The 20,594-nt window shown below is 51.5% G+C and carries 19 protein-coding genes and 2 tRNA genes; 9 read left to right on the plus strand and 12 right to left on the minus strand.

The window, feature by feature from the left end; all coding sequences use genetic code 11:
- Positions 1–141: 141 nt before the first annotated feature.
- Positions 142–1,653 carry a carotenoid oxygenase family protein gene (locus tag ABFZ83_RS06675; protein WP_411818660.1) on the minus strand — a complete coding sequence of 504 codons (1,512 nt, stop codon included), beginning with the start codon at positions 1,651–1,653 and terminating at the stop codon, positions 142–144.
- Positions 1,654–1,756: 103 nt separating this feature from the next.
- On the opposite strand from ABFZ83_RS06675, the gene ABFZ83_RS06680 reads away from it, so the two are divergent.
- On the plus strand, positions 1,757–2,398 hold the full coding sequence (locus tag ABFZ83_RS06680; protein WP_411818661.1) for a TetR/AcrR family transcriptional regulator: 642 nt from the start codon (positions 1,757–1,759) through the stop codon (positions 2,396–2,398).
- A gap of 398 nt (positions 2,399–2,796) precedes the next feature.
- Here ABFZ83_RS06680 and ABFZ83_RS06685 read toward each other — a convergent pair whose 3' ends face one another.
- Both ABFZ83_RS06685 and ABFZ83_RS06690 read right to left on the minus strand, forming a co-directional pair.
- Positions 2,797–3,810: a hypothetical protein gene (locus ABFZ83_RS06685; RefSeq protein ID WP_411818662.1), complete on the minus strand. Its 1,014-nt coding sequence runs from the start codon at positions 3,808–3,810 to the stop codon at positions 2,797–2,799.
- Positions 3,797–6,265, minus strand: coding sequence for a hypothetical protein (locus ABFZ83_RS06690; RefSeq protein ID WP_411818663.1), 2,469 nt, complete (start codon positions 6,263–6,265; stop codon positions 3,797–3,799). The genes ABFZ83_RS06685 and ABFZ83_RS06690 overlap by 14 nt, the downstream gene beginning before the upstream one ends.
- A gap of 344 nt (positions 6,266–6,609) precedes the next feature.
- Between ABFZ83_RS06690 and ABFZ83_RS06695 the strand changes: the two genes are divergently transcribed.
- The 4 genes from ABFZ83_RS06695 (at position 6,610) to ABFZ83_RS06710 (ending at position 10,051) form a co-directional block, all read left to right on the plus strand.
- Positions 6,610–7,398 carry a hypothetical protein gene (locus tag ABFZ83_RS06695; RefSeq protein ID WP_411818664.1) on the plus strand — a complete coding sequence of 263 codons (789 nt, stop codon included), beginning with the start codon at positions 6,610–6,612 and terminating at the stop codon, positions 7,396–7,398.
- Positions 7,399–7,686: 288 nt separating this feature from the next.
- The gene (locus ABFZ83_RS06700) at positions 7,687–7,947 is read left to right on the plus strand and encodes a DUF3489 domain-containing protein (RefSeq protein ID WP_411818665.1); all 261 of its coding nucleotides are present in this window, start codon (positions 7,687–7,689) and stop codon (positions 7,945–7,947) included.
- Complete coding sequence (locus ABFZ83_RS06705; RefSeq protein ID WP_411818666.1) at positions 7,944–8,414, plus strand: DUF2924 domain-containing protein; 471 nt, start codon at positions 7,944–7,946, stop codon at positions 8,412–8,414. The genes ABFZ83_RS06700 and ABFZ83_RS06705 overlap by 4 nt, the downstream gene beginning before the upstream one ends.
- Complete coding sequence (locus tag ABFZ83_RS06710; protein WP_411818667.1) at positions 8,411–10,051, plus strand: recombinase family protein; 1,641 nt, start codon at positions 8,411–8,413, stop codon at positions 10,049–10,051. Before ABFZ83_RS06705 ends, ABFZ83_RS06710 begins: the two co-directional genes overlap by 4 nt.
- 243 nt (positions 10,052–10,294) lie before the next feature.
- On the opposite strand, the gene ABFZ83_RS06715 is transcribed toward ABFZ83_RS06710, so the two are convergent.
- A tRNA-Tyr gene (locus ABFZ83_RS06715) sits at positions 10,295–10,379 on the minus strand.
- A 180-nt stretch (positions 10,380–10,559) separates the two neighbouring features.
- Here ABFZ83_RS06715 and rlmB point away from each other — a divergent pair.
- The 4 genes from rlmB to ABFZ83_RS06735 all read left to right on the plus strand — a co-directional run bounded on the left by rlmB (position 10,560) and on the right by ABFZ83_RS06735 (position 14,444).
- Positions 10,560–11,369 (plus strand): 23S rRNA (guanosine(2251)-2'-O)-methyltransferase RlmB, encoded by an 810-nt coding sequence (rlmB, locus tag ABFZ83_RS06720; protein ID WP_411818668.1) that lies wholly within the window; start codon positions 10,560–10,562, stop codon positions 11,367–11,369.
- 29 nt (positions 11,370–11,398) lie between these two features.
- Positions 11,399–12,028, plus strand: coding sequence for a glutathione S-transferase family protein (locus ABFZ83_RS06725; RefSeq protein WP_411818669.1), 630 nt, complete (start codon positions 11,399–11,401; stop codon positions 12,026–12,028).
- A 55-nt stretch (positions 12,029–12,083) separates the two neighbouring features.
- Complete coding sequence (locus ABFZ83_RS06730) at positions 12,084–12,731, plus strand: HAD-IA family hydrolase (RefSeq protein ID WP_411818670.1); 648 nt, start codon at positions 12,084–12,086, stop codon at positions 12,729–12,731.
- 69 nt (positions 12,732–12,800) lie between these two features.
- Complete coding sequence (locus tag ABFZ83_RS06735; protein ID WP_411818671.1) at positions 12,801–14,444, plus strand: acyl-CoA dehydrogenase family protein; 1,644 nt, start codon at positions 12,801–12,803, stop codon at positions 14,442–14,444.
- 190 nt (positions 14,445–14,634) lie between these two features.
- On the opposite strand, the gene ABFZ83_RS06740 is transcribed toward ABFZ83_RS06735, so the two are convergent.
- The 8 genes from ABFZ83_RS06740 to plsX form a co-directional block, all read right to left on the minus strand.
- The gene (locus tag ABFZ83_RS06740; RefSeq protein WP_411818672.1) at positions 14,635–15,093 is read right to left on the minus strand and encodes a hypothetical protein; all 459 of its coding nucleotides are present in this window, start codon (positions 15,091–15,093) and stop codon (positions 14,635–14,637) included.
- A gap of 88 nt (positions 15,094–15,181) precedes the next feature.
- Positions 15,182–15,508, minus strand: a complete 327-nt coding sequence (locus ABFZ83_RS06745) for a hypothetical protein (RefSeq protein WP_411818673.1) — start codon at positions 15,506–15,508, stop codon at positions 15,182–15,184.
- On the minus strand, positions 15,501–16,982 hold the full coding sequence (locus tag ABFZ83_RS06750; protein WP_411818674.1) for a hypothetical protein: 1,482 nt from the start codon (positions 16,980–16,982) through the stop codon (positions 15,501–15,503). The genes ABFZ83_RS06745 and ABFZ83_RS06750 overlap by 8 nt, the downstream gene beginning before the upstream one ends.
- Before the next feature lie 199 nt (positions 16,983–17,181).
- Positions 17,182–17,258, minus strand: a tRNA-Pro gene (locus tag ABFZ83_RS06755).
- A 113-nt stretch (positions 17,259–17,371) separates the two neighbouring features.
- Positions 17,372–17,926, minus strand: coding sequence for a MerR family transcriptional regulator (locus ABFZ83_RS06760; protein WP_411818675.1), 555 nt, complete (start codon positions 17,924–17,926; stop codon positions 17,372–17,374).
- A gap of 11 nt (positions 17,927–17,937) precedes the next feature.
- Complete coding sequence (locus ABFZ83_RS06765; protein ID WP_411818676.1) at positions 17,938–18,255, minus strand: integration host factor subunit alpha; 318 nt, start codon at positions 18,253–18,255, stop codon at positions 17,938–17,940.
- A 246-nt stretch (positions 18,256–18,501) separates the two neighbouring features.
- Positions 18,502–19,473 carry a beta-ketoacyl-ACP synthase III gene (locus ABFZ83_RS06770; protein WP_411818677.1) on the minus strand — a complete coding sequence of 324 codons (972 nt, stop codon included), beginning with the start codon at positions 19,471–19,473 and terminating at the stop codon, positions 18,502–18,504.
- Positions 19,470–20,543 carry a phosphate acyltransferase PlsX gene (gene plsX, locus ABFZ83_RS06775; protein WP_411818678.1) on the minus strand — a complete coding sequence of 358 codons (1,074 nt, stop codon included), beginning with the start codon at positions 20,541–20,543 and terminating at the stop codon, positions 19,470–19,472. Before plsX ends, ABFZ83_RS06770 begins: the two co-directional genes overlap by 4 nt.
- Positions 20,544–20,594: the final 51 nt, after the last annotated feature.

The following is a 20,594-nucleotide window of genomic DNA, read 5'->3' on the forward strand; positions in this document are numbered from 1 at the left end:
GCCTATCATAAAATTTTCACAATCTGAATAGTACACCTGTCGTCGCACGCTGACAAACCTACCACACTCTCCGATGTCCAGAAATGAGATTGACCGTAGAATGAGCGCTACGAAACCTGTCAGTGCACATCTCTTTTGACCTCAAGCAGACACCCAACACCCATGAAAACTGAGCGGCGCAACATGTTCTAGCCAAATTTTCGCAACGGGCCCCTGCGCTATACTCGACGTTTCAAAAACCGCGAAGAATGATTGTGCCCGGTGCCCATCAAGACATTGAGCGATTAACCAACCTTTGTCGGCGATGCCGTCCGGATGGGGCACAAAGATGGGCTCACCAACATGCGCATGATCGCCAAAATGGAAATTATCATGTGTGCCGGATTCAAAATCGACTCGTTTAACGCCCGCATTCAGCCCGCCAAGCCCGCCCGAACTGAAATACCCATAACGGTGCTTTTGCAAAGAAAATTGCGGATCTAGTATCGGAAACTCGTGATTGCCGGCGTCAACAATCTCTTCTCGGAGACGCCGTTTCTGGACTTCGATATGATATCGCCGAACTTTTCCGGGCACCTGCGCCTGCCCCATTTTACCGCTCATCATCGTTTTCAACATCGGGTTCGGTCCAATGAAATGGTCTGGCACATCGAACCCAACAAAGTCGGCAATTACATTCTCCCCGATCTGATAGGCGTTTAACGCGTGCCACATAAACGCGGCTGGCGCGTCCAAGTAAATCGGCGCGCCACCCTCTCGGGGGCACAACGCGATGAGGTTACCTTTCTCCGGTCGCCACTTTAGGGATTCAGCAATACTGCGGGTCCCCAAGAGAAAGCCCGCAGGCGAGAACTCTGCCGGGTGCAACACAAATATAAAGTATTTTTCTGTAACTAGAAAATCGTGAAAATATATACTCCTCGGACATTCAAAACGGTGCGTACGCTTTAATTTTCCGTCCTCTGAATAAACGAACGCAAAATTCTCGGGCTTTCTACCAAAGCCTTGTCCAGGGATGATCCACTCTCGCCGACGCGGATCGAACTTTGCGTGTGCCTTATTGTTCGATCCCTGCGTTTCACCGCCAATCCATAACGCAGATTCCGTATTTAGCGTTTCCTCGTTTATTCGAAATCCCGGATTTACTTCATCGAGTGCAATGATTTTGTCCCCAATCGGATAAACCATGACACCTGCTTGGCTTAAGATCTCACCGCCGCCGAAATTATTCCAAACGCCGCCCGGACGCCGGGTTGTCCATGTTGAATATAGAAATTGTCCCGCATTTTCTTCAGCAATAAACTTTGGAGTTTTGACAAAGGCGTTCTTGTAGAGCGCCGTGCCATCAGCGATTTGCAATTGCTGTATTAGCCCATCCCCATCGACGGCATAAGCTTTACGGAAACCATCTCGCTCGTAGAGCCCTCCACCATTCCGGTAGAGCGTACCCATGAGCGCTTGCGGCAACTGGCCTTCGATACGGGCCGAATAATCGCGCCCACCCCGCTCGGATTGAACCAACAGTGACATCCATCCCGCGGAGTCATCCTCGGCTGCAAAATTGGTGGCCGCGGGCCCGCCCCGATCACATCCGACAACAAGCGCAGCACCGCCCTGCACAATTGCCCTGCGGCTTAGATTCACGTCGCTCATGCGCAGCTCTCCCGAATTACTAGCTATCTTTACACCGTTAAGATAGCTAGTAATTGAACACTGTCAAGATAGCTTGCTCAAACGGACCGACCACTGTACACCCATGAATACTCAACGAAAAAACAAGCCCGAACGCCTGCGCAAAGAAATGGCTAAACGCTATCACCACGGCGATCTACGATCGGCCCTCCTAAAAGCCGCAAAAGACATTTTGGATAACCAAGGGGTCGAGGCAATGTCTCTGCGTGCTGTTGCCAATCGTGCGGGGGTATCACCGTCCGCCCCTTATCATCACTTCAAAGATAAGAACGATCTGTTGACCGCAATTGCGGCCAGCGGATTTGATGCATTCGAAAAGTCATTAGAGGAACGTGCAGCGAAAGGCTCCACCTCCCAAGAAAAGCTCAAGCTTTCAGGTATCGCATATGTTGAATTTGCCTTGGCGCATACCGCACTATTTCAATTGATGTTCAGCGGGATTAGGGTTAGCGCCTCAAAAAAAAATGAGGTGGCGTCGCAAAACAACGCATACAAAACGCTTGAAAAACGCGCCCAAGCCGTAATGCACGGTGGCCACTCCGGCGACACGAAAGCTGGCATATATGCGCTTAAAGCGTGGGCGTCGGTTCACGGTCTCGCCACACTATTGATCGACGGCGCGATCACGCCAAAAACCTATGGCGCAAAAGACGCAATCGAATTGGTTGAAACAGTATTAGGTACCGCGCCCAAGCAAAGCGACTAATGTTTCTCGCCACAATCCCCAGAAAAACTGAGCAAAAAATTCGTGATATACCGCGAAAAATGCGGAAGTGAATCTTGCCTGAAATATCTTTGAAGCAAAAAGCATTCACAAATAGTCTGTATAGGTTTAAATCGTTTCCGGCGCACTCTATTTCTAATTACAAGACACAAGCAAGTTTTTCTCCGTCACGCTGGTACACTTAATCCAACCTTGGTCAACGAACCGGATTACGCTTTGGTGACGCGCTTCCGCTTAATCCTCAAACCGGACATAACGAGCGACCGAAATGAGGCGATTTTTGGCTGCTCGGCGCAAATGTGCGAAGGGACAGGATCGGTCCTTATCTGCCATTCATAAAGATTGCAATATGCTGCGCTGCGGTCTGCCTAACCGACAATTTAGCTCTCGAAGCAATAATTAACGATTTCGGTGAACGCCACTTCTTCTCGGGTCAGCCTCGCCTCCAACTCGTCGAGATGTTCGATGCTAGGAAGTTCGTCAGTAGCGGATATTTCAACACTATATCCGGCATTGTAGCCCTTACCCACCCTTGAGAGTTCAGAACTAAACTGCCGCAAAATGTCATCCCTTAGCATTAGTTGGTTTCGACGGAACCGGATCAGCCGGTGACAATCGAAAAAGTCAGAATGCTTAGTTGAGTCAAATTTTCGACCTTTCCAACCGGTACCTCGCGTTGCTCGATACAAAGCACGCTCTTGGGTATCTCTCCAAACACCGAAATTGAAATGATTGATCGGGTTCGGGTTCTCGTGCGTGGCCTGAGGATGGAACTCGGTTGCTTCATACTGGTGTTTGTCAAGAACGGCCAACGTCTTGTTCTGTGCAGATAGCATGCGTTTGATTGTTCCGGGCATCGCGAAGCGCATTATCTTACCTGCATCCAAGATGCGTATTTCTCTAGGAATCTCTTTGTTATCTCGATCCCAATGCTGTTCCGTACGTTTTGGCACCCACTGAATGAGCACTCCAAAGAAACGTGCAACACCGTTTGAGCCGAACGAAGCAATGTGGACGTCTTCATGCTCCGGATCGTCGTGAAGGAAGTAGTACGCTCTACCAAACCAGATCAGCGACTGAGCGATCTCTTCCACCCACCGACGCACAGTTTCATTGACCGAATGTGGTGCATACCGCATCTTTACATTCCCGAATAGACTCTGGGTCAGTTCGTCGTCATTAGATACGATGTCAAACAGATTGCTACTCCTACGGCTCATCGAGTGGAACAATCTCGCAAAGTCCTCATCAAACATCCGGCGATTGAAGTTTGGCTTGTCGTGTTTGCGCTTTAGGAAGAGGTTATCAACCATCCCTATTTGCTCGTCGCGAAAGTAATGCTGGTGCAAGGGTTCTGCTCTAATAATCCGCATGCTGTACTTATTCTTCATCATGGCGCAATCGTTGCTCAAGATCCGTTATGTGATGATCGACCTCAAAGTCGATTGCTTCGAATTGGGGAATAATGTGCGTGGCAAAAAACAGGTGAGATGCATCCGAAAATGAACTCAAAAACTCTCGCACGGTCTTATGCCGATGCGGCTCTCCCCTTTCCATTCCCATCTGATCACCGAAACCGTCATTCCTAGCGCGTTGTTCGAACGAGATTTTCCAATTGATCCGGATCAACCCCCGCGGAGAAGCGCTCATGCTGAAGCTATTTGGGTCTGAAAGAAGGATCATCCTCTTCAGGTATCGTTGCTTGTCGGCGGCGCGCTCAATCCAAGAACCGAATTTTGCAAGAGCTCCCTCAGACAACTTTTCGTTATCGTAGTAAGCTCCATAGAGGATGGCAAACCCCAAGACGGACGCCAAGTCATTGATTACTGTTGAGATGAGATGAAGTCGAAACTCGTCATTTATATCGAGCGATGGGTCCGCAAATTTTGAATCCGCCGCAACAAAAGCAAGTGTCATGAACATCGGGAGAACCTTGTCCAGCTTACCTTCATCGTTTTGCTCAAGAGCGCTTATGCATGCTTCAGCCAGTTCAAAGTAAATCTGTCCAAAATGATCCGGCAGCTCATCATTGTGCTTTGGTTCGAAGATGTGTCCGACCATGTCGCCGCTTGCGAGCATCAAAAGTGCGTTATCTCGTAAAGCGGCATGCTGCTTGGACATCTCGTGGATCTCGATGTCCGGCAGTACGTAATGTTCATTGGTGTAGTGCTGATACTCCTTGTATCGGCCCAAAAGCTGGGCGACTTCGTCAAACCATCTTGGCAATTTCCAATGGCTATGTAGGCTTGCTAGAACGACCTGCGTTGCAGCCTCGGGCATTTTCAATTTTGTGAGCGAGGTCACAAAATCCGGAACCATGTTTTGAAAGAAGTCGCATACAGCAGGCAGGACTTCTGCGTAGTGCTGCAACAACTTCTGCACCGCCAACTGTTGCACGTATTTTGGCTTGGATAGCCGTTGGCCCTCGATCTCTTGCTCGAATTCAATACGTTCGACGATGAAAGCGAGCTCCACTTGAAGAAAGGCAGGTAGACGGCGCAGGGACTTTTCGCTCCATTCGTCCGCCGCGAAGAACTGCTTCAGCTCTTTCTCAAAGGTAATCATTCGACGTAGAGTTTCTAGGCAGAGACTACTCCCAAGTGCAGCCCATGTGTCTGCTATGCCAATCCTTAATATGGCTGTTTCATGAACCGCTGGAGCGTCCGATGTGCGGAAAGCATGTTCAATGATCTCCTTGAATCTTTTGAGCTCTTGCATACCGATGTCGAACTGAAACTGTACTGCGTAAGCTGATATGCGGGTCGAGAAGCGACGTAGAAGTTTCAACGCAAGGTCGAAGTCACCAACATAAAAGGCGAGCTCAATATGGCCTGCCAATCTACCGACGATCTCACTTTCAAGCCACTGGTGATCGGGCATTTCCTCAACCAGCATTTGCTGGCTGCTCGATTGCAACGCCATAGACGTCGCGCTGTCACCGGCAAAAAACCATTGCTTGTGCCTGCTTCGCCTTGGAAACCAATAGCTTTCTTGATCAATCGCGTGTTTCTGCTGAACGTAATGCAGAAGCAAAGCCGAATAATCGTCGGTCAACGCAAGAAGCTTGTGTTCCAACCCCTCTTTGTCACCTTTGACGAGATCATCTATGTACGAGAGCTGTTCAAGTGCATGTCGCGCAGCCTTCGAATGATGGTTGGCCAACGAAATTGAATTCTTGCGGTTCGCTGCACCTTCGATATGGCGTGCAATGTTGGGGAGTATTTCGCTGCGAACAAGCAGATTCAGATCAAAGAAATTGAATAGCCTCTGGCCCAACGGAAACAAGGCTAGAGCACTCAACAAAGTCAAAACCGTTCCGACAACATAAACGAACAGACCGGGTTCAAACCCAAACAAAGGCAAAGTTGTTGCTGCCAAACAGAACATCGCTGCAAGCACCAAAACCCGGGAATACACGCTGCCCACCTGCTCGTTGGTAAGCATTTGGATGATGTCGCGGCGAAGCCTCGTGTAACCAGCACTCAATATGATACCAATCGTAGCGAAATAGATCGAGAAAATCGCAGTGAGTAATTGGGCGTACAGCCTGAGTTGTTCGATGTTGAATGCTTTGTCGTCAGCACTCAACGCTGTGAGCCAAGACTGGTTGTCTCTGACATAACCCTCAACAAAAATTAGAGCCGCCAAAGCCAAAACGACCCAAAGCAGGCTTTTCACACCGACCCACGCGAACGAGCCCAAGATACGGGCGTTTGCCTTTGTTCTGGTGGCCGAAGCGCTCCTCTTGTAGGCGCTATGCTCGAATGCAAACCCGATCTTTCCAAGCCTCGCTCGGAACTTCCAAAACCAAGGCTTTGATCCCAACCAGATTTTCAGCCGATCAGACAAAAACGTGCTCTCTTTGCTTCAATTGCAATATATAGTGGCATCCGATACCAACTGCGAGATTTTTGTGGGCCGCAAAACCTCTGTTGGCCCTACAGAATCCATAGACGACCGTGCGGCACCCAAATAACCGCTTCGTGCGCGAACCGGCGTTCAGGATGATCCTCGATCAGGACGAATCGCCGAAGGATGGATTGTGAAAAGCCGTAACCCAACACCATTCGGTGCCGCCTCAGCGTCTATAGTGCATTGGGCATCGCTTAATGCGCCCGACTTGCTTGCTATTTTTTCAAAATTGGCTGGACAAGTCAGCATATTAATACAGGTATTTATTTGGGAGATCGACTATGGCTCGCAAAGCGCCCGTCAAAGACACTGTCCGAAATCTTTTTGCGCGATCTGGAAATCGGTGCGCTTATCCGGAATGCCAGGCACCTCTGATTGAAGATGACGGGCTTTTTGTTGGTCAGATCGTCCACATCCACGCTGCGGAAGCCGGCGGCCCACGTTTCGATCCATTAATGAGTGACGAAGATCGTCGAAGCCTGAATAACTTGATCGTTCTCTGCTACCCCCACCATAAACGGGTCGACACCAAACCGTATGCTTCAGCTGAAGACTTGCAGGAAATAAAGAAGAGGCACGAACGTAGTTTCGAACAGGACGGATTTCTTCCGACTGACGCGGCTCTGGAGCAGATTGTCCGAGAACAAAGCAATCAGTGGACCATGATTACTACAATGAATGCTGCCGCGCGAGATGAATTTGATCTGATATTAGAACTAAACGCGGACCTTCCGTTCGAAAAACACGTGGGGCTTATCAAGGATGCCAACAGTTACGCGATAGAGCTTTGCGGTGAAATGCAGGCGTATGTAGAACAGCTCGTTGCCAAAATACCTGGCGATCAGATCGAAGAATGGCGTGATGCACAGGGTCTCTGTTTCTGGGAACAGGTGAACATCGGAGCAACTAACGCGGACCTCCGAGTTCGGGCATCGCTTCTAGTTTTGGAACTGCGCTACCTAGACCTACGGCTTCAACTTGATCCTGACAATTCAAAGTACAAATCAAAAGCGGGAAGCGTCAGAGAAAAGTTAGAGGCGATGGCGAAAGACGGTTATTACTTCGATTAGCAAATTTGGATCCGAAAGCGCCGCCCAATATTTCTTTTTTCAATGTCGGCTAATGCGCGCATAGCGGACCTTTGACCAGATCGAATGCACGCCACTTTGAATCGGTGCCCCAGTATTAAACAACCGTCGTCGTTCGAACCCACCCCCAACGCGCCCATTCCCAAACAATTCACTGGACTTCCTCCTTACAAAGAGCGTTGCTGTGGCTGTCGCGAATGCCTTGTTTCGCCCCCTGCCCGACCGTCTCCGACGCCGGGCTTGTCGCGGTGCAACAACGAGGAGGCAATCATGGGCCAACATGGAAAGACTACGGTAAAACGCCGGACCCAAAGCAACGCACCTGAAAAATCAAAGAAGGACCGGATTCTAGCGCAGCTACGGCGTAAAAACGGGGCAAGCCTTCAAGATTTGGCGGCGATATCAGGGTGGCAAGACCATTCTATTCGCGGGTTTTTATCAGGGACCGTCAAGAAGAAACTCGGCTATTCGCTGGTGGCAGAAAAACCAAATAAGGGACCACAGCGTTATTACATCCGAGATGCTCAATGACCCGGTACGGTGATGCCGCCGAGTTGGAACAGGCACTCTCCAGCCTTGACGATCTTTCATTTGGAGACCTGAAGCAGTTCTATCGCAAGCATCACAAACAGTTGCCGCCCAAACGCATGGGCCGCACGCTTTTAATCCTCGCCATCGCCTATGAGATGCAGCGTAAATTCCATCGCGTACGTGTTGATCGTCTGCACAAGCGCGTTCGGGCGCAGAGTTCGGGCAGCAAAGCGCGTCAGGGCGCCTCCCAAAAAAAGACGGCCCCTCGCCCATCCCTGCGGCCGGGCGGGCGGCTGGTCCGCGAATGGCGCGGCAAGCAATATGAGGTCTATGTCGCGGATGATGGATGCTATTTAGACGGTAAGCGCTTTCGATCACTGTCGGCAGCCGCGGAAGCCATTACCGGTGTCAAACGCAATGGCCCAGCGTTCTTTGGGCTACGGTCCACACGGGTGCGTGCACAATGAAACGGTGCGCCATTTATACGCGTAAGTCGACGGAAGAAGGGCTTGATCAAGCCTTTAACTCTCTCGATGCCCAGCGGGAAGCTTGCGAGGCCTATATCGCTTCGCAACGACATGAGGGCTGGAAACTGGTCAAGACCCGTTTTGATGATGGGGGCCTCTCCGGCGGCAATATGGACCGCCCTGCACTCAAAGCCCTCTTGGCAGAGATTGATGCTGGGCGCATCGATCTCATCGTTGTGTACAAGGTGGACCGTCTGACCCGATCGCTGGCCGACTTCGCTAAACTGGTGGAGCGCTTTGATGCACAGGAGGTCTCCTTCGTCTCTGTAACCCAGCAGTTCAATACGTCATCTTCCATGGGACGGTTAACGCTAAACGTGCTCTTATCCTTTGCCCAATTCGAACGGGAGGTCACAGCCGAACGGATCAAGGACAAGATTGCGGCCTCTCGCCGCAAAGGTATGTGGACCGGCGGCAACCCACCCCTCGGCTATGACAATATCGATAAGAAGCTTGTGGTGAATGAGGCCGAAGCCAAAACCGTCAGAAGGTTATTTGAGCTTTATCTTGAGACTGTTTGTGTCCGCAGCGCTCTGAAGATTGCAAGGGATGAAGGTCTGCAATCCAAACAACGATCCCATGGTGGCGGAAAACCGATCACGCGAGGGCCGCTTTATCATATCCTGGCCAATCCAATCTACGTTGGCCTTTTGCGATCTGGAGGCGAGTTGCATGAAAGCGCACATGACGCGATCGTCGACAAAGCCCTTTGGGACAACGTGCAATCGAAGCGTCGCGCTGCAAGTCAACGCAGGGGCATTAAAACCAGATCGAGTAACCCCTTATCGGGTAAGCTCTTTGCTGATGGTCATCGGTTGACACCGAGCCACACCTCTAAAGGCGGCAAGCGCTACCGATACTATGTGAGCCATGCGTTCGAAAAAGGAACGGCCGCAGCGGCAGAACGCTGGCGAGTTAATGCTGACACACTTGACGCGACCATCGTCAAAGTAATCGCTGAAGGAATGACATCATCAGATATCATGCAATCGTTATTGCCGAAGGGCGCGAGCGCATCGGATCTACAAGTGGCGCGCCATGCAATTGATCAGCTGCACACAGAACAATTGGGGCAATCATCACAATCAATTTTGTTGCGATGGGTTACGCGTATCAAACGTGTGGACCTATACAAAACCGGAATGGAAATCAATTTAAACGCCAGTGCGCTTTTTGAAAAAGACGTCCAGCTTCCCCTACCCGAGACATGCGTCATCAAATCACAAATGAACATCGGAAAGCGCGGCACCGGGCTTCGACTGGTGCTCGGCGAAACTGAAACCCATCCGGTCCCCAATGAAACCATTGCAGGACTTTTGAAGACTGCGTTCCTCTGGCGCGAGCAATGGTTCAATGAACCGGATACAGCACTCAAAGATATTGCGAAAGAAGCCAACGCCGACATAAGTGATGTGAGCAAACAAATGCGCCTCGCCTTCTTAGCGCCAGATATAGTCAGAGCATTACTAGACGGAACGACCTCTGATGATTGGACGCCAGAGCGACTTCGCCGATTTGCGGATTTGCCTGTCACCTGGTCGGAGCAGCGTCGCCTATTCGGACTGGCACAAAACTAATCAAACCACAATCTGTGACGTAATAAGGGAAAACGCTTAGGCGTTCGGCATCATCGCCTATTTAACAGCCGATCATCATGCCCGTTCGGTTGGTGGCCAAAATAGGCGCACGGAGACTTTTGCGAATCTTGCGCTCCCTCACCGCAATCAGAGACAACAGAGACGTTCTAATCGCCCGAAATCCCGCCACACTGCGGCCCTTTTGGCGCATATTACCTTATGGACGAAAACTAGTGGACTGAATGGTGGAGGGGGTTGGATTCGAACCAACGTACGCTAAGCGGCCAGATTTACAGTCTGGTGGATTTAACCACTCTCCCACCCCTCCACGGGACGGCATCGGCCAGAAAGTCTGACGTCTACCGGGTTGGCGATGCCGCGAATTAGGTGCGATCTCGCCGGGAGAACGGGGTCTATAGCGGCGCTGGCCGCGCTTCGCAACCGTTTGATTGCGCTTCATAAGTGATTTCCTGTTCACAGGCCCTCTCGAACCGGCTACGCCATTAGAATGAAGCAAAAATCTCCTCCTCGTTCGCGTAAAAAACCGCCATCGAAACCGCAGAACCGGCGCAAAACCGGCCGTGATTCGCCCTTCCCCGCAGATGGCAACGGCATCTGGCTCTATGGGCGACATGCGGTCGCGGCTGCGATCAAAAACCCCAACCGCACGGTCAAACGGGTCTTTGCGACCCGCAATGGCGCACAATGGCTGGCCGAAGCGGATACCGGCCTGACCGAGGCCGTCGAAGCCCGCCCGGAGGAGCTAGACCAGATCCTTCATCAAGGCGCAGTTCACCAAGGCGTCGCGGCGCTGGTCGAGCCGCTGGCGAAGCACGACATCGCCGATATTTGCGCGCCAGCAACCCCGGGCCGGCCGGTTTTGATCCTCGATCAGATCACCGACCCCCAAAATATCGGCGCGCTGTTTCGATCAGCAGCCGCCTTCGGCGCATGTGCGGTGATCGTACAAGACCGGCGTACGCCGCCGCTATCGGATGCCTTGGCCAAGGCCGCCGCCGGCGCGATCGAAGCCATCCCTTGCATCGAGGTCGTCAACATCGCCCGCGCAATCAATACGCTTCAGGAGATGGGCTATTTCTGTGCCGGCCTCGCTGGCGAAGGCGCAACCGAGATCAGCGCCCTGCCCGCCGCGCAGCCCTTAGCGCTTGTGATGGGCGCAGAAGGCACTGGGCTAAGGCCGCTGGTCGCGAAACATTGTGACGGCCTTTACCGAATTCCGATTGCCGAAGGCATTGAGAGTTTAAATGTTTCAAATGCAGCGGCAATAACGCTATACGAAGTTGCGCGTAATCGTTGATCTTTTGTCATCAATATTAGGAAACCGTCATGTCAAAGCCCGTTCTTTACCACGCTCCCAACTCCCGGTCGCAAACGCCGCAATGGCTTAACGAAGAATTGGGCGGTGTTTGTGACGTCAAATTGATGAACCTCGCCGCGCAGGAGCAAAAAGCGCCTGAATTTCTAAAACTGAATCCAATGGGAAAGATCCCTGTACTGATTCATGAAGGCGTCGTCGTTACCGAAGCTGCCGCGATATGTGTTTACCTCGCAGATCGGTTTCCCGAAGCGGGCCTTGCGCCGAAACTCGATGACCCCCGCCGGGGCACCTATCTGCGCTGGATCTTTTTTGCGCCCAGCAGCATCGAGCCCTTAATCCTTGATAAGCTGGTGCCCGCAGAGCGCGCGAACCCCGACGCATTGCTGTATGGTTCTGAAGAAACGGCTCTTAATTCCATTCGTCATGCCCTTTCAAATGGTGATTACATCTTAGGTGATCAATTCAGCGCCGCCGATGTTGTATTCGGCTCTACCTTGAACTTTGCGATGATGTTTGGCGCGATTGAAAAAGAAAAACTGTTTACGGACTATGTTGGCCGTTTGACGGCGAGACCAGCCGCGCAAAAATGCGCGGAAGCGAACCAAAAATTCAGCAAAGAATTGGGTCTCGACAGCTAATACTAAAAGATATTTCCATAATTTATATCCTTTCATTGTAAGGTCCATATGTAGAATGCCTGATTTCAAAGCTGTGATTTTTGACTTTGGTGGCGTATTCACCACCTCGCCTGTACAAAATTTTGCCGTGTTCGAGCGCGAGAATAATTTGCCGGAGCGTTTCATCGGCGACGTTATAAAAACCAACATTAATGAAAATGCCTGGGCGAAATTTGAACGGGCCGAAATAGATCTTGATACGTTTGATGGGGCATTCGCCGAAGAAACCCGCGCGGCCGGGTTTGAAATTCGCGGCAAAACGCTGGTCGGGCTTTTGTCGCTGACCTTTAATCACAATATGATCGACGCGCTTACCCGCGTTAAACAACGCGGCTTGAAAACCGGCTGTATCACCAACAATCTGCCGAAAGTCGGCTCGAATGAAATGTTGGCGCAAAATGAGAACCGCGACATTCTTGAGCTTATTCACAAAAATTTTGACGCAATGATCGAGTCTGCGAAAGCCGGTGTCCGCAAACCCGAGCCGCGCATTTATGAAATGATGTGCGAAATGCTGTCGGTCGATCCGGAGCATTGCATTTTCCTCGACGACCTTGGCGTCAACCTCAAGCCCGCACGGGAAATGGGCATGACAACGATCAAAGTCCCTTTTGACGATGTCTCCCCTGCGGTTACAGAATTGGATATGCTCTTGGGGCGTTAGCTGCTTGCGGCTGTTGCGATGGCGCGTGTGAAAGCGCAAAATCCGCTTAAAGTCGCGAGGAACGCCACCATGACGCATTTTCGCCCGCAGTCCGAGCTTGAAACCCATGACGTAACCAACCAGCCCCCGCCCCTTGAGGATATCAATCTCTATGACGGGGATGCGGCGCTGGTGAACGCGGTCAGCAAAAATGGTGGCCGCGACCATAATGGGCATCTCTCGATCTATGGCGAAGCGTTGGGCCGGGCGGAAACCGCACAATGGGCGCGCGAAGCCCACCAAAACCCGCCAAAGCTGAAAAGTTTTGATCGTTATGGCCATCGGCTCGACGAGGTTGAGTTTCACCCGACCTATCATCAATTGATGGCGCTCGGACTTTCGTCCGGATACGCATCGATTGCGTGGACCGCAAAAAGCGCCGGTCATCTTGCCCATGCGGCCATGGTTTACCTTCAGGCCGGGACCGAACCGGGTGTCGGATGTCCGATGACCATGACCTATGCGGCGGTGCCCGCTTTGCGGCATGAACCGGCGCTCGCCGATGAATGGGGGCCGCGCATCATATCGGGGCAATATGATCCGCGTTTTATTCCGGCATCTGAGAAAACCGGCGCGACCATCGGCATGGCCATGACCGAAAAGCAAGGCGGCTCTGACATCAGGGCCAATGCCACGCGCGCAACGCCCATTGGCAATGATGAATATGAGCTTGTGGGTCATAAATGGTTTTGCTCTGCGCCCATGTGTGATGCATTTTTGACCCTTGCCCAAACCGATGCCGGGGTGACCTGTTTTCTGGTGCCGCGCTGGCGACCAGATGGCAGCCGCAATCAGTTTCACATCATGCGCCTTAAAGACAAAATGGGCGACCGTTCGAATGCGTCGTCGGAGATCGAATATCACGGTGCCTGGGCCAAGCGCCTTGGTGATGAAGGCCGCGGTGTACGGACGATCATCGACATGGTGCAACATACGCGGCTTGATTGTATCGCCGGGTCCGCCGGAGGGATGCGCGCCGCCACCCGCGAAGCCATTTGGCATACGGCGCACCGGTCGGCCTTTCAGAAAAAACTGATCGACCAACCGGCAATGGCCATGGTGCTTGCGGATCTCGCGCTTGAAACCGAAGCCGCGACCGCCCTTGCCATGCGCATTGCCCATGCCTTTGACAAAATGAAAGACGACCCGACTGAGGCCGCCTTCATGCGCCTTGCGACTCCAATTGCAAAATATTGGATCTGCAAGCGCCAGCCGGGCGTAGTTTATGAAGCGCTCGAATGTCATGGCGGTGCCGGCTTTGTTGAAGAAGGGCCAATGCCGCGCCTGTTCCGGCAATCGCCGCTCAACGCCATTTGGGAAGGATCGGGCAATGTGATCGCGCTCGACATTTTGCGGGCGCTGGCGCGCGAACCCGATAGCCTTGCGGCCGTCCGTAGCGAGATCATGACCGCGCGCGGCAATAATCACGCGCTTGATCAACATATTGATCGGCTTGATGATTGGTTCAAACCCGGCGCGCTCAACGAAAGTACCGCCCGCGCCTTCGCCGAAACCATGGCCGTGGCCCTGTCGGCGGCGGCGTTGTTGAAGACCGCCCCTGACTTTGTCGTTGACGCCTATATTGATGCGCGGCTTGGTGAACACGCGCATATTTATGGCGGTCACCCGGTTGATAACGCCGATAAAATTATCGACCGCGCCCGCCCCGCATAAACCCATCCGCATACGAACCCACACAAAACTAAACATGGCGAGTTCGCTTGTAGATTAGGCAATTAATTAGAGATTATATATTGAACGTTCAAAGAAAAACCTACCCGTTTTACATTGTAACAGGCTGATCCGAATAGAAACGATAACGTAATTCTAGGGAGAAGAGCTAATCTTTCATGAAGAACTGAAATTAACTCAAGCGCTTAACCTCAGCTTCTATTCTTGTCAATATTTTTGAACGCAGCCTACGGATAGAAACCGGAATAAACGCAACAGCATCCCTCATCTCGTCCTCAGTACGAGATACATTTAATGCTTTATCGAACAATGCCAAAATTTCGTCTTCTGCATCTGAAAATCCATCCAACCAATCTTTGCCATTTGCAAAAGTACTTTGGTTAGCATCCGCTAGTGCGTCGGATATTTCGCCAAGTTTAGAAACCAATTCCTTATTGATTGGACCAAGTCGAGCTCTCAATTCAGTGCCTGTGGGCGAATTTTTTGCGACGATTTTAACCTGACCACAAATATCATTTAATCCTTGCAACGTTTCCCTAACTGGATCCCGCACTGAAGTGCGAAATTCGTCCAGAACAACGGACCGGCGCTTATTTTTCTCATTGATTCTATATGAGATGAAACTATTCACACAGTTCCAAACTAAGGAACTACAGGCAATAAAAAATGCCCATTTCCTCCAATCGTAACCCTCGCCCCCTTCCATATCGAAACCGACGTCAGCCCAGCGCAGTTCCGCGCGGAGTAAGAACTCTTTGTATCCCCCGGATTATTTGTTCCATAATTGATGCGTTTGTCTCGAAGTGATACTTCGCTAAAAATTTCTCGGCAGTTTTCGCTGATCGAACGCTTGCAGAAAACATCCCTTGAAAAAACGATGTTGTTATGGCGTCCAACTCAGGTGGGACAATAACAGTAACCATTTCACTGTCTTTGTCCAAAATATCTAGTTCAAATAACTGCCGCGCTGCCTTACCTCGATCTTGCCCGGTGAGGTTCCGCACTTCGCCTTTGGTCAGCTGTGTAAGATCAATTTTCTTATTCATCGTTTTCACCTGCCGTTACAGCTTTTAGATAGTCTGGATCTAACACAAATCCAACACTAATTACCGTACCCGGTAATCCAGGCTCCAAATCGAACACGTAACTAGGGTCCGGAATATTATCTTTTGAATTCATAGAGTTACACCATAATACGCGAGTAGGGTCATTCGTTTCTTTCGGCTCGCCTCGTAGATACGGTTTCCGTAGCCTTATGCACGAAGAGCCTGAAAGTATTGTAACTCTGGGACTGCGATCAGGATGCGACGTTTCACCTAAAAGTGATACGATTTCAAGCATCTCTTGTAGTCCAAACCCACCCCTCTGGTCCTCATCCGCGTCAGCGGCGCATGTTACCCCATCCTGTAAAGCAGCTAATGTTCGTAAGGTTTTTTCAGATTGAGGAGCTCCTTTGCTCTTCATCAAATAAACATAGTCATCCAACGCCCTCTGCACGTCAGGCAATGCGCGATCTAAACTCTCTGAAAATGAATCGCCGATACTAACGATTCCAAGGTGAGCTCGATAGACCCACTCTTCGGCATCCTCGCTCCTGCGTCTCGCCATAAATCCTGATACCGCCCAGCTTCCATCACGTCGATTGCCGTCGGAATGACGTTCAGCGTTTTCTAACAACTCACCCAACAAATTTTTAATTTTAGCTATACCATGCGAATTAAGTGAAATTCCAATCTCAGGGTGCGACAACCACAAATTTAACGCATCACAAAATCGATCCGATGCAAATTCCCTAGTTTGAGCATCCAAGAATGGTGTGGACGATTGGGTTGATCCAGCACCACGCCTTCGCATTAAAGGAAATGCCCAAACATTTGAGAATTCAGAAACTCCATTCAAACCGATTCCCAACGCATGCTGGACCCCCACTGCAGCCAATACTTTTTGCATCGGCAAACTCATTTCACCGCCTTGAAAAATTGGCAGCATTTCGTTCCAACATTCTGCGAGTATCATAAATGGCGCAACATCAAGGCAATATTCATCGCGAAAATGGATCATCGCACCTGGCGCGCTAGCTTCAGCTGCCGCAATTTTTTTCAATGAATTTAGCGTCGCATACGGATCATGAAGCAACGAAAAGTTTTGGACTTCAATCTCTGGCAGTTCGTTCTGAGCATCACGTTCAACCAGCTTTAACCATAGAGCCATGCGTCTTGGGAAAATGCGGTCAAGAATTCTGGATGGACGCTTCCCACGAAGTAATAGAACTTGCTCATCACGAGTAAGGCGTCGCCGTTGCTTCCGTATTGGCCTCAGATATTCATTAACTTTTGTTCGAATTGCCCTTTTTAGACTGGCGCGTTGTTTTGCGGCCAAACCATCAACATTCCAGTGCTTCCGGATTCGGTCACGCTTGGTCCGGCGAATTTGAGAAAGCAGGAGTGCAGAATTGTTGGTTTCTTTTTTCAGTCCAAAACGGCCAGATGCAACCTGCAACAGGTCTTTTATGCCAGACAACTTCAACCCTCTCGAATAATGATATAATATCTGTCGATGGAATTGAGCAGAGGCAGGCTTTGATTTCAAGATTGGTAAGTAATAATAAAGCTTACCTGTTCGAACACTGTGATTCTAATCAATGTAAAATTTCTTTGAACACAATGCTCCGGCACACCGCCGTACATTTTTATTCCGCTCAGTAGAAAGAGGCTTTAAATGGTCGGAGCGACTGGACTCGAACCAGCGACCCCTTGACCCCCAGTCAAGTGCGCTACCAGACTGCGCCACGCTCCGACCCGGCGGCGGATCAAACATCACGCCGCGAAGTGGCGGACTATAGTCTGCTCGGCGAAAAGGGAAAGCCGATTTTCACTGAAAACTTCACTGAAATGACGCGAAAATGACGATTAGCGCTCGTCGTCTTCGGGGTTGATGGCCTCAAGGGCCAAAGTCGCCTGATCGAGCGCGTTTTGCACAGTTTCAAGCCGCCGCAGGAGCGTCGTCAGGTTTTTGCGCATGGCGGGGTTGAGAACGCCCGGCGGCTGAACCACCGCGGCGGGCATCAGCTCAAGAACGCCATCGCCGTTATCCTTGACCTTTTCCGCCGGTGCCTTGCCGTCAGCGGATTTGGCGGCGTCTTCATCATCAAGCACGGGGCGCACATCGGTTACCTCGCCGGCGGCGGCGCGCCGCCCCAGCTCGGAGACATATTTGACGCCTTCATCCTTGAAGATTTTTTGCACGCCCTTGGTGGTGAAGCGCTGATCATAAAGCAGCGTTCTGATCCCGCGCAGGAGATCAATATCGAGCGGCCGGTAATAGCGGCGACCACCGGCCCGACGCATCGGCCGAACCTGACCGAATACTTCTTCCCAGTGGCGCAACACATGTTGCGGTACGTCCAATTCCTTGGCCGCTTCGGATATTGTGCGAAAGGCTTCGGCAGATTTTGCCACGGACATTGCCCTGCTCTTTATTCAGCCGCGTTTGACTGTCGGTGGCTGTCGTTGATTTGATCTTTGAGAACATGTGAAGCGCGGAAAGTGATCACCCTACGCGGTTCAATCGGCACTTCTTCGCCAGTTTTCGGATTGCGCCCCATACGGAGTTTTTTGTCCCGCACAGAGAATGTCCCGAATGATGAGATTTTTACGGTCTCGCCTTTTTCTAATGTCGAGGCAACTTCATCAAGAATACGCTCTACGAAGGCCGATGATTCATTGCGCGAAATACCAAGCGAGCGATAGACCGCATCCGTCAGGTCTGCTCGAGTGATGGTTTTTCCAGTCATGCTTACCCTTCCCCAACAATCCAACCGAGTGGCCGCCGATGTTCAAGTCGTGGTGTGCCCGGCAGATCATGTTTCGCCGCCCATTACGCCAGAGGTTAATGGCTGACCGACGGTTTGGTCAATAAGTCTTTGAAATATAATACCTGTTTTCTACACCAATAGTGTACATAGCGAAAACGAAGTATAAATTTTTGGCCATATTTGGCGCACAGAGCGCGCCAAAAGGCAGATCAGCGCGCGATTTGACTATGCGCGCATCAAGGCCGCGCCCCAAGTCAGGCCGCCGCCCATTGCCTCAAAGAGGACGAGATCGCCGCTTTTGATCCGGCCATCGTCGACGCCCGCGCAATAAGCCAGTGGAATTGACGCCGCAGAAGTATTCCCCTGGCCGGCAATTGTGGAAATCACCTGATCGGAACGAAGGTCAAGCTTTTTGACGACCCCTTGGATAATCCGCTCATTGGCCTGATGGGGCACGAACCAGTCAATATCGGTGACGGGAATGTTCGCCTCGTCGCAGACCGCGACCATGGCCTGAGAGATACGGGTCACGGCTTCGCGGAAAACCTTGTTGCCCTGCATCCGCACATGGCCAACCGTCCCGGTCGACGACACGCCGCCATCGACATAAAGAAGATCCACAAGGCGGCCATCACAGCGCATATAGCTCGCCTTGACGCCGCGATCGCCCTCGTCCGCTTCTTCGACGGCTTCAAGGACAAATGCCCCCGCGCCATCGCCAAACAGGACACAGGTTGAACGATCTTCCCAGTCGAGGATCCGCGAAAATGTCTCCGCGCCGATGACCAAAGCGCGTTTGTGCTGTCCGCTAATCAGGAATTTTTCTGCGGTCGAGAGCGCATAAATGAAACCGGAACACACGGCCTGAACATCAAACGCCGCGCCTGCGCCCGCACCTAATTTCGCCTGAACGATTGCGGCCGTTGATGGGAAGGTCAAATCCGGTGTCGTCGTCGCCACCACAATCAGGTCGATATCATCCGCCTTCAAACCAGCATTATCGAGCGCCGCCTGCGCCGCGCGTGCCGCAAGATCGGATGTCAGTTCGCCTTCCGCTGCGATATGTCGTTCGCGGATACCGGTGCGTTCTGTAATCCACTCATCACTCGTATCAACACGTTTTGAAAGCTCTTGATTGGTCAAAACCTGTTCAGGAAGAAAAGCTCCGCATCCACGCAGGACTGCTTTTAGACTCATACTACCGCCGCTTTTACTGTTGTTTCTTTAGTATCACTTAGACCGGCACGGCGTTTCATGACCGCCTGAACCGTAGAAATGATTTCGTCACGGAATGGCCGATTTGCAAGGCTAGCGGCCATATTAACCGCACTTGCAACGCCGCGTGCATCCGCGCCGCCGTGACTTTTCACGACAATACCATTTATGCCCAAAAATACGCCACCATTATTAGAAGCCGGATCCATACGATCCTTTAATTTCTTGAGCCCCGGTGCCATCATCAGCGCACCGAGTTTTGCGTTCAATGATCCTGTCAGCGTTTGCTTGATCCATTCACCCAATAATCGCGCAGCCCCTTCGGCGGATTTAAGCGCTACATTGCCGGTGAAACCGTCCGTGACCACCACATCGACGGTTCCTTTGGAAATATCGTTTCCTTCGACAAAACCATGGAACGCCATATCGGGATCAGCCTCGCGCAATACGCGCGCCGCCGTGCGAATGAGTTCATGCCCTTTCAGGTCTTCGGCACCGACATTCAGAAGGCCAACCGTTGGCCTTTCAACATCTGTCAGGGCACGGAAAAAGGCTTCGCCCATAATCGCAAATTGAACTAGCTGGTTTTCATCGGCGTCAACATTCGCGCCAACATCAAGCACCACCGAACGCCCTCGCGGCGTCGGCCACAACGCTGTCACCGCTGGCCGGTCTACACCTTCGATCATGCCGAGCTGTTTTCGCGACACGGCCATCAACGCGCCGGTATTCCCGCAGGACACGACCGCATGGGCCTCGCCCTCACCCAGTGCCGTTACCGCGGCCCACATGGATGTATCGCGCCCGCGCCGCAAAACATGCATCGGTTTGTCGTTCATCGAGACGACATTATCAGCGTGGCGAATTTCAGCATCCCGTATTTCCGGAGCCGCAGCGACCAAAGGTTCTAATTCAGCCTTGTCACCGAAAAACATGAATTTGCAATTGAGACCGCGTTTGACCGCATGGGCGACGCCATCGACCACCGCCTTTGGTCCGGCATCGCCGCCCATCGCGTCAATCGCCAACACATGATCCTGACTATTTGTCATGGACTATTCTTACCTGTTCAATTCCAAATTCGGTCAGGGCACAAAGCCCTG

Source organism: Hyphococcus formosus (assembly GCF_046736345.1).
Lineage (GTDB): Bacteria > Pseudomonadota > Alphaproteobacteria > Caulobacterales > Parvularculaceae > Hyphococcus > Hyphococcus formosus.

Coding starts and splice junctions, on each gene's coding strand:
- ABFZ83_RS06675 (WP_411818660.1), bottom strand. CDS start 1,653: ATGAGCGACGTGAATCTAAGCCGCAGGGCAATTGTGCAGGGCGGTGCT.
- ABFZ83_RS06680 (WP_411818661.1), top strand. CDS start 1,757: ATGAATACTCAACGAAAAAACAAGCCCGAACGCCTGCGCAAAGAAATG.
- ABFZ83_RS06685 (WP_411818662.1), bottom strand. CDS start 3,810: ATGATGAAGAATAAGTACAGCATGCGGATTATTAGAGCAGAACCCTTG.
- ABFZ83_RS06695 (WP_411818664.1), top strand. CDS start 6,610: ATGGCTCGCAAAGCGCCCGTCAAAGACACTGTCCGAAATCTTTTTGCG.
- ABFZ83_RS06700 (WP_411818665.1), top strand. CDS start 7,687: ATGGGCCAACATGGAAAGACTACGGTAAAACGCCGGACCCAAAGCAAC.
- ABFZ83_RS06705 (WP_411818666.1), top strand. CDS start 7,944: ATGACCCGGTACGGTGATGCCGCCGAGTTGGAACAGGCACTCTCCAGC.
- ABFZ83_RS06710 (WP_411818667.1), top strand. CDS start 8,411: ATGAAACGGTGCGCCATTTATACGCGTAAGTCGACGGAAGAAGGGCTT.
- rlmB (WP_411818668.1), top strand. CDS start 10,560: ATGAAGCAAAAATCTCCTCCTCGTTCGCGTAAAAAACCGCCATCGAAA.
- ABFZ83_RS06725 (WP_411818669.1), top strand. CDS start 11,399: ATGTCAAAGCCCGTTCTTTACCACGCTCCCAACTCCCGGTCGCAAACG.
- ABFZ83_RS06730 (WP_411818670.1), top strand. CDS start 12,084: ATGCCTGATTTCAAAGCTGTGATTTTTGACTTTGGTGGCGTATTCACC.
- ABFZ83_RS06735 (WP_411818671.1), top strand. CDS start 12,801: ATGACGCATTTTCGCCCGCAGTCCGAGCTTGAAACCCATGACGTAACC.
- ABFZ83_RS06745 (WP_411818673.1), bottom strand. CDS start 15,508: ATGAATAAGAAAATTGATCTTACACAGCTGACCAAAGGCGAAGTGCGG.
- ABFZ83_RS06760 (WP_411818675.1), bottom strand. CDS start 17,926: ATGTCCGTGGCAAAATCTGCCGAAGCCTTTCGCACAATATCCGAAGCG.
- ABFZ83_RS06765 (WP_411818676.1), bottom strand. CDS start 18,255: ATGACTGGAAAAACCATCACTCGAGCAGACCTGACGGATGCGGTCTAT.
- ABFZ83_RS06770 (WP_411818677.1), bottom strand. CDS start 19,473: ATGAGTCTAAAAGCAGTCCTGCGTGGATGCGGAGCTTTTCTTCCTGAA.
- plsX (WP_411818678.1), bottom strand. CDS start 20,543: ATGACAAATAGTCAGGATCATGTGTTGGCGATTGACGCGATGGGCGGC.